Source organism: Planktotalea sp., from assembly GCF_039984035.1.
GTDB lineage: Bacteria > Pseudomonadota > Alphaproteobacteria > Rhodobacterales > Rhodobacteraceae > Planktotalea.
The window spans coordinates 1-4,486 of record NZ_JBDWVM010000457.1 but is presented as its reverse complement, the minus strand read 5'-3'; the positions used below and the strand labels follow the sequence as shown (position 1 = coordinate 4,486).

The window sequence follows — 4,486 nt, the reverse complement described above, 5'->3', positions numbered from 1 at the left end:
CAGCGTTACCATATCGCCCAGCGTAATGCGTGCCTCGCGCCCAGCGCTCAGAAATACATTGTGACCAAAGCCACAGGACTGCCCAACAGACACATGCGACGGTACATAAGCCACACGCAAACGCCCGTAGAATCTCGTGCTAAGCGGAACAGGCTTATCCCAGACAAAAACGGTCACCTGATACCACAGCCACCGCAGCATTAGCGCTGAACGTTGTAGCAGCGCATGCACAATGCGCACTGCAGATTTCAAAGGAGAGCGGTTCATAAATTAGATCTCCGTTGCACGCGCGGCGCTCCAAGACGGAAATGATATTTGGAGATTGCCCTAAGCGACAAAATCACCACCAAAAGGAATGGAATAGAAACAAAAAACTTGTCGTGACCGTGGGTGAAAGAAACCAATACTTTTGGCAAAAAGCACATGTAGGCAACCTGCGCCCAGATAAAACCAGCCTGCCCGCGAACAAACATAATTTTAAGAACATATCCCATCACGAAAAAGTAGATCGCGCCCATATAGCCAAAATCACTGAAGGCCGACCCAAATCCTGTCGATGTTGTACCAACTGCGAAGTCAAAGCTATAGACCAGATGGATATCTTCAAAGACATTCCTGGCCTGTTCAAAGAAAAGCGATTGCTTAAAATCAGCGCCTAGAATTTGTCCTGGGATATAGAGGCGTACAAATCCGTTCCAAAGCGATAAGCCAAAATTGTAGCTCCAATGTTCAGCGGTATAGTCAATGACATAAAGCGCGTTTCGAACGTCGTGCGCTTTTTCCAAATTTCGCGCAATCGTCGCCTCAATATCGATATTGCTCCACAACACAGGGTCGATCAAAAGCGGGCGTTCACCGGTGGTTTGCTCGATATACAAGGATACCCCTCTTAGGGGACCAATGACATAGACGACTATGACCAAACCGACACCGAAGACGGCCAGAATTGGCGGGCTGATGGTCTTGCGACGCGCAAACCAATAGGCGCAGATAAGCGCCGCAATTAACCCGATCATCTCTGAGCGGCGCAAGAAAACCATCGCAATTGGTAATGTGATGGCAAGGTTTGCAGCAAGCAGAACAAAGCTGCGGCGATCACGAAGCTGTAAGAACAGTAGGAGTGAAACGACAAGCGCGACTTCACGAATTTGGGCGAAGAACGCCACAATCGTAATCGGACCACTCCATTGTTGGCCGCCTGACCATTCCGCGCGATACCGCGCGAGCAGTAAATTGATCCCTACGCTGGCTATCGTCAAAGCGAGGGTCGGCAAAACCATTTTATTGAAGTCAATGGGCGGCGGCATTGGGACGGCGCGCGCCTTTTGATGCCACCCTAACCACAGGGCGACCAGGCAAACGCTCATCATCAAAATCAAGCGATTGTAACCCGAACCCGGGACAGAAATATCGTTCGATAAACTTGCGATCTGAGGCAAGAACCAAAGCAGATAAAGTACCGCGACCAAGACAGGTAGTTTTAAGTACCCCGCTTGTCGGCGAGTCCCAAATATAATCACAGCTGTGCAAAGAAGAATGAGTAGGATCATGGCTTGCTCAATGCTCCCTCCCCAAAAACGGCGCTCCTTATTGAATTTCCAAACTCTTCCCAGCCGAATTCAGACGCGCGTCGCCGTGCATTGCTCGCCATTGTGTCGCGCAAGTTTCGATCTCGCACCAACGTGGCAATCGCATCCGCAAGAGCATGCGCATCGCGTGACGGCACAATCAGCCCATCGATCTTGTCTCTCACGACTGAGCCCGCCTCATAAGTCGTGACAACTGGCAAACCGCACCCAAGTGCTTCATAGGTAACGCCTGCGGACCCTTCAGCCAGGGAAGGCAAAACCACGACATCTGCACTTTTGTAAGCTTCTTCCAACTGCGTCGCATTCAAGCGTCCTAAAAAGCTCAGCGCATCACATTCCTGACGGGCGCACAACTCTGGCCGCGCATCGCCAGCGACACAAAAATTAGCGTCCAGCCCGCCTTCACGCAAAATTTGCGCAGCTTTGGCATATACGTGAATGCCTTTCCGCAGCTCTGCTCCTCCAACAAAAAGGATGCGGCCCCTCTGCGGCGCGGTCTCAAACATTTGCCATTTTGGGTTCACAGCGTAGGGCACCAACCGCGTGCGGTGAGCCTCAACGCCAAAAGTGTTCATCAAGTCGTCGCGCACAAATGACGAGGGGCACAGAAAAATATCCGTCGCGGCCAAGACATCGTCCATGATCGGCGCGAGGCCACGGGCGTAGGATGCACCATGATCTTGTCCATAGTAAATTTTTGGCGCTTCCCAATCAGGGTTCCGGTTTTGCTCGTCATTTACAATCGCTTCGGTGCTTGGCGCTATGTTCATGTCCATCACGGTTGTAAGCCCGCGCAGTTTTGCAGCGCGCTGAAAAGCCGTTGCTTCTCCGAACATTGTTAGAACGTGAGTTGCGTTGCCAAAGCCTCTCTTCAACATGCGTTCCGACGCGCGGTCATGGGCACGACGGATCAGTTTTATCCGCTCGACTGGGTCGGCCCCGTGACGCAATGCAGCGCGCATCTCCCAAAACCAGCTTGGGAACACATGCGTTTTGTTCAAAACCTCGGGTGCTGGAACCCGTCTACTTAAACTGAGGCGTCGCGCGACTGGGGGTATTGCTGAAAGCATCGGCGCGAACCGGCCCAGCCCGCGCCCGGCACAAAGGTCCGTATAGAGCCCATCTAATTGGCCTGTTTGTGCAAATGCCGCGGGCACAGCGTATTGTCTACGCGCGCCAAGCTGAATCGCCAAAACTGATTGTGGGTTCGTCACGCGGCCCCCTTAGACGAGCGCATATATTGCTTGGCTCGCGACATCGTTTCACGCGCGCTATCTGCTGACCGCGCAAGCAAGCCCCCCAAAAGCGGCGTCCCATTTGCGTGCCACTCATCAAAAGCTGGCATAATGCGTTCGTCTATGCATTCAAGCCAAGTGGCAGCGATCGCTTCGTGGCTGACCTCTGACACGCGCGCGCGTCCTGCCTCAACGATGCGTTCGTAGTAGCCAGCTTCATTTTGCAAGCGCGTAAGAGCTTGATAAAACTCATCCGTGTTTTGAACCCGAATGTAATCAACCCCTGCGTCCCCGACTGTCGAAAATGCGCTGTCCCAGCCGGCAATTAGCGGCACACCTGCCCGCCAAGCGGAAAAGAGTTTGCTCGGTGGTTTGGTGTTGTGTTCAGACTTATCAAAACTGCGGATCGCGACGAGTGCATCAATGCCAGACAAGTCGTGCCAAAGATGTGGCTCAATTACACGAAACTCAACCCCATCGACTGGCACGTTTGGATCACGCAAACCATTCACCAGATTGCGCGGTCCCAAACGTCCAGCATAAGCTAGCGTTTTCAAACCTTTGCGCGCAGAATCGCGTGGAATAAGGCCAGGTACAGGCCAATAAGGCAAATAAGCTTGTTGGGCCGAAACACTGACCGCAGGGTTTTGCAAAATTTCGAAATCTACGTCGAACATCCGCGGATAGTCAGCGCGAAAACTGACCCTAAATTCACCGACACGCGTGCCGCTACCACGCCAACCCATGACGTGTGCAAAATTGATCTCGCCGGGTTGCGGGGCAGTGCCGATGGTCAACCCTTCACGATATTGTCTTAGCACCAACCATGTTTGCGCAACCCAATTGAAACGCCCACCAAGCCAATAAGGATAATCGCGCTCAAGCGATTGATCCGACAAAACGGCAACCTGCTCAGCAAAAGAAGGCGGGACTACGAAATGGATTGGCATGTTCACGTCCTTCTTTATTTAGCTTCGAACAGACAGTTCTTTTTCAGCGTCGCGGCTGATAGTTCGGCGCCCCTGCACCGCACTTTTATAGAGCGCCTCGACCCCTGTTCGAATCTTCTCATGCAACTCCACAATCATCACATCACAATTTGCGATCCATTCCTCAGACGCCTCAAACAGCTCGTATTCCGCGCCTTCGATATCCAGCTTAAGCAAATCAACGTCAGATGCGTTGAATTGCGTCATCAAATCGGGCAACGAGATAACCGCTACAGCTTCTATGTCGCTCTGTCCTTGGTCAGAGGCGGGCGTGATCGTGAAACCCCATTGCCCCGTACCGCGATCTCGCAATGTGGCATGCCCACTTTGAGGTCCCAGCGCTTTGTTCAACACGGTAATGTTCGGATAAGGCGCACAGTTTTCACGCGCCAGAGCATAGTTTTCTGAAGAAGGTTCGAGGCAAACAATCTGCGCCTTTGGAAATCGGCGCGCGAACAAGATGGACGCCAGACCTATGTACCCCCCCGCATCCACGATGAAGCGCGCGTTTCGATCCGTATGATCCATAGCGGCTTCAAATTCGCCAAGCAAACAAGCCCGAACAACCGTCAGATCTGGCGATTGGGAACGGATTTTAAGATTGATCGCGCCAAAAGAAAGACGATGCTGCCTGTCTTTTCCTCTCAGTTTATCAATTGCAAATCGCAAGCTA

5 protein-coding genes are annotated in these 4,486 nt (G+C 52.3%); all 5 read right to left on the bottom strand.

The genetic code is table 11. The features are described from left to right. The coding region (locus ABJQ89_RS20235) for a hypothetical protein (RefSeq protein ID WP_348497958.1) at positions 1 to 267 on the bottom strand (267 nt) is incomplete at its 3' end. Continuing rightward, the gene (locus ABJQ89_RS20230) at positions 264 to 1,550 is read right to left on the bottom strand and encodes a hypothetical protein (protein ID WP_348497957.1); all 1,287 of its coding nucleotides are present in this window, start codon (positions 1,548 to 1,550) and stop codon (positions 264 to 266) included. The genes ABJQ89_RS20235 and ABJQ89_RS20230, both read right to left, overlap by 4 nt. Then, positions 1,547 to 2,803, bottom strand: a complete 1,257-nt coding sequence (locus ABJQ89_RS20225; RefSeq protein ID WP_348497956.1) for a glycosyltransferase family 4 protein — start codon at positions 2,801 to 2,803, stop codon at positions 1,547 to 1,549. Before ABJQ89_RS20225 ends, ABJQ89_RS20230 begins: the two co-directional genes overlap by 4 nt. Next, positions 2,800 to 3,774: a glycosyltransferase gene (locus ABJQ89_RS20220; protein ID WP_348497955.1), complete on the bottom strand. Its 975-nt coding sequence runs from the start codon at positions 3,772 to 3,774 to the stop codon at positions 2,800 to 2,802. The genes ABJQ89_RS20225 and ABJQ89_RS20220 overlap by 4 nt, the downstream gene beginning before the upstream one ends. An 18-nt stretch (positions 3,775 to 3,792) precedes the next feature. After that, a partial coding sequence (locus tag ABJQ89_RS20215; RefSeq protein WP_348497954.1) for an FkbM family methyltransferase occupies positions 3,793 to 4,486 on the bottom strand: 694 nt, incomplete at its 5' end.